At 39.6% G+C, this 2555-nt stretch carries 4 protein-coding genes; all 4 read left to right on the top strand.

All coding sequences use genetic code 11. From position 1 onward, the window contains the following. The coding region (locus K6G87_RS08435) for a pyridoxamine 5'-phosphate oxidase family protein (RefSeq protein WP_296835827.1) at positions 1 to 326 on the top strand (326 nt) is incomplete at its 5' end. A gap of 86 nt (positions 327 to 412) precedes the next feature. Beyond that, a complete protein-coding gene (locus K6G87_RS08430) occupies positions 413 to 1276 on the top strand; it encodes a tetratricopeptide repeat protein (protein WP_296835824.1) in 864 nt (287 codons plus the stop codon). Positions 1277 to 1468: 192 nt separating this feature from the next. Then, a complete protein-coding gene (locus K6G87_RS08425; RefSeq protein WP_296835823.1) occupies positions 1469 to 1675 on the top strand; it encodes a hypothetical protein in 207 nt (68 codons plus the stop codon). A 181-nt stretch (positions 1676 to 1856) separates the two neighbouring features. Beyond that, on the top strand, positions 1857 to 2201 hold the full coding sequence (locus K6G87_RS08420; protein ID WP_296835820.1) for a helix-turn-helix domain-containing protein: 345 nt from the start codon (positions 1857 to 1859) through the stop codon (positions 2199 to 2201). The last annotated feature ends 354 nt before the right edge of the window (positions 2202 to 2555 follow it).

Genomic DNA, 2555 nt, shown 5'->3' with positions numbered 1-2555 from the left:
ATGGAAAGATTTATTTTCATGGGGCTAAAGAAGGTCATAAAATTGATGCAATAAAAGCCTGCGATAAGGCGAGCTACTGCGTCTATGACGAAGGATATCGCAAGGAAGGCGATTGGGCACTTAATATAAAAAGCGTTATTACTTTTGGCAGAATAAGACTTGTTGATGATGAAGATACAGCACGCAGAATCTGTACAGAGATTACAAGAAAGTTTACTGACGATGAAGAGTACCTTCAGAAAGAACTGACCAACGCATTCCCTAGAGTGCAGTGCTTGGAACTTACACCGGAGCATATGACAGGCAAGCTTGTTAATGAGTCGTAGTAAGTTATTTTGGAATATAAAATGACATAGGCGATGTCTTATGTACATACAAGTATGGATGCCTCAAATATGATAAAGATGATCAAATGTATAATAAATGGACGTTGGAACACATTCATTCTGTTTTAAGACTTGTTCATGATAATGATTCTGCTGCGTTATATGAATATGGGTGGCACTTGATCATTAAGAATCCTGGCAATTTAGATGCGTTAGTAGATTCACTTGGGTATTTCCAAAAAGCTGCAAAGAACGACTATTGGCCAGGAGCCCATATGTTTTTTCAGTTCACAGAAGATTTAAGGATGACTGGTACTGAATTACCAGATTATTTACCAATGTTATCAAAGGTGGAATGGTATAGGGCACAAGTGCAATTAGGATATTCAAAAATGCTTTATGACATATATGCATACAAGGAGTGTGCAAAGCGTTTTCAAAAAGCATTATGGCTAAGAGATGATGCAGTTGAAGCCGCAGGATTGTTGGCATTTGTGCTTAATACAGGATTAGTAGAGGATTCTTTGAGGGATGGATACTCAAAAGCTAATATTCCTATGTACTTTGAAGCGGGATTAAAATCTAAGAATCCTTTTACGTTGTATCAGCTTGGAGCTCTTTATTTTAACGGAGTTGGAGAAAAAGCAACCGGGAAAGATATGAAAAAATCATATGCTTGTTTTGAAGCAAGTTACAGTTTGGAAAAACAAGGGATGGTTGCTGGACAACTTGGCTATATGAATCTAGTGGGAGATGGAACTGAAGAGAATATTGAAAAAGCTATTAGATACCTTGAAGCAGGTTATAAAGCAAAGGATTCTAGTTCCACACATCTTTTAGCGCAGTGTTACGATAATGGATGGGGAGTTACAAAAGATAAAGCTAAAAGCGAAAGATTGATGTTAGAAGCAGCAAAGTTACCTGCTCCTGATCAAGTTAGGGGGACATGAGGCATCGACCTTCTGCGCATGAAATCACAAAACTTACAGAGGTTTTTGATAAGCTGCTCGTGCCTCGGAGATTTATAGTCGGCTTATCAGGAAAAGTTAATAATCGGAAAATCTCAATGACTTGTAAAGGTGACTTTCCCTTTCCTTTTCAAGCTCTTGGACAACACTTTGAATTGGAGGTGACGGGTCAATATGCAGGAAATTGAGTTTTATTGCAAGAAGTGTAGGAAGACTATGAAGATGTCTTATGCACTTACCGGAGATAAGGACGCTCCAGTCATGAACGGGATCAGCTTCAGGTGCCACACAAACAAGTGCACCAGAGTAGTTACCCTAAAGAATTTTAATGAAGGGAAGATAATACAGAGAGCAAACGCATCCGGCAGATGCTATCTGTAAATAAATTAGAAATCAGGCGCGGTGATCCGTGCATAACAAACACAACTAAATGAGGGCATCATGATATGGGGGGTATAGCCCACCGCGGACGCATGATAAGAAATCAGTTAAAGGCTGAGTCTTATTGTGCGTCCTTTTTCTTTGTCCCTTTTTCTGGTTTCAGCCCGGAAAGAGGGAGAAGATGAAGAAAACAGCAATCGATATCACAACTATTGGCGGAAGGATCAAAGCAAAGAGAATAGAGGCAGGTTTATCACAGGAAAAGCTTGCTGAGATGCTGATGATCAAGCAAAATACGCTTTCTAACTATGAGAATAACTCTCATGACGTTCCTACAGATGTTCTATCTGGCATTTCCAGGATCTTTAATACAACACCTTCATACATTATCTGGGGTTCCTGTGAGGAAGATGACTGGACCACTGAAGTCAGAAGCCTCTTAAGAAACATTAAGAATCCTAAAGTTCGAGAAACAGCAATTAAGCAGCTCAAAGCTTTGGCTGAGATGGATGAGGCACTTAGCTGATATCACAAATCGTGATGGAATTATCACAGATGGGGTAGGGTATTAAGTTATATGAACTTTTATCATGAATACATAAACAAATAAATCTCACATGCCTGAGATGGCCATTAAGGCGGTGGGATGCATAAGGAATTCAGTAATTGGAGAAATCCATTGCTGCTTCCTGAGCATCCACCGTTACTTACTGTGCTATCTCTTTTTATCAGGAGTCGGTGGAATTACACTGGCTCCTTTTTGCATCCTGCCGCAGATGGTTACAGGCGGAAAGGACAAAATAATGAAAACTATGGTTCCAAAAAATGAATTCGGCTTATTTGCTGACATAAAAGGAGTGCCGAGGATTGACAGTATGAC

Source organism: Butyrivibrio sp., assembly GCF_024699075.1.
Note: the sequence above shows the minus strand (reverse complement) of the source record. Positions and strands in the feature narration are given on the sequence as shown.

Coding starts and splice junctions, on each gene's coding strand:
- K6G87_RS08430 (WP_296835824.1), top strand. CDS start 413: ATGTATAATAAATGGACGTTGGAACACATTCATTCTGTTTTAAGACTT.
- K6G87_RS08420 (WP_296835820.1), top strand. CDS start 1,857: ATGAAGAAAACAGCAATCGATATCACAACTATTGGCGGAAGGATCAAA.
- K6G87_RS08425 (WP_296835823.1), top strand. CDS start 1,469: ATGCAGGAAATTGAGTTTTATTGCAAGAAGTGTAGGAAGACTATGAAG.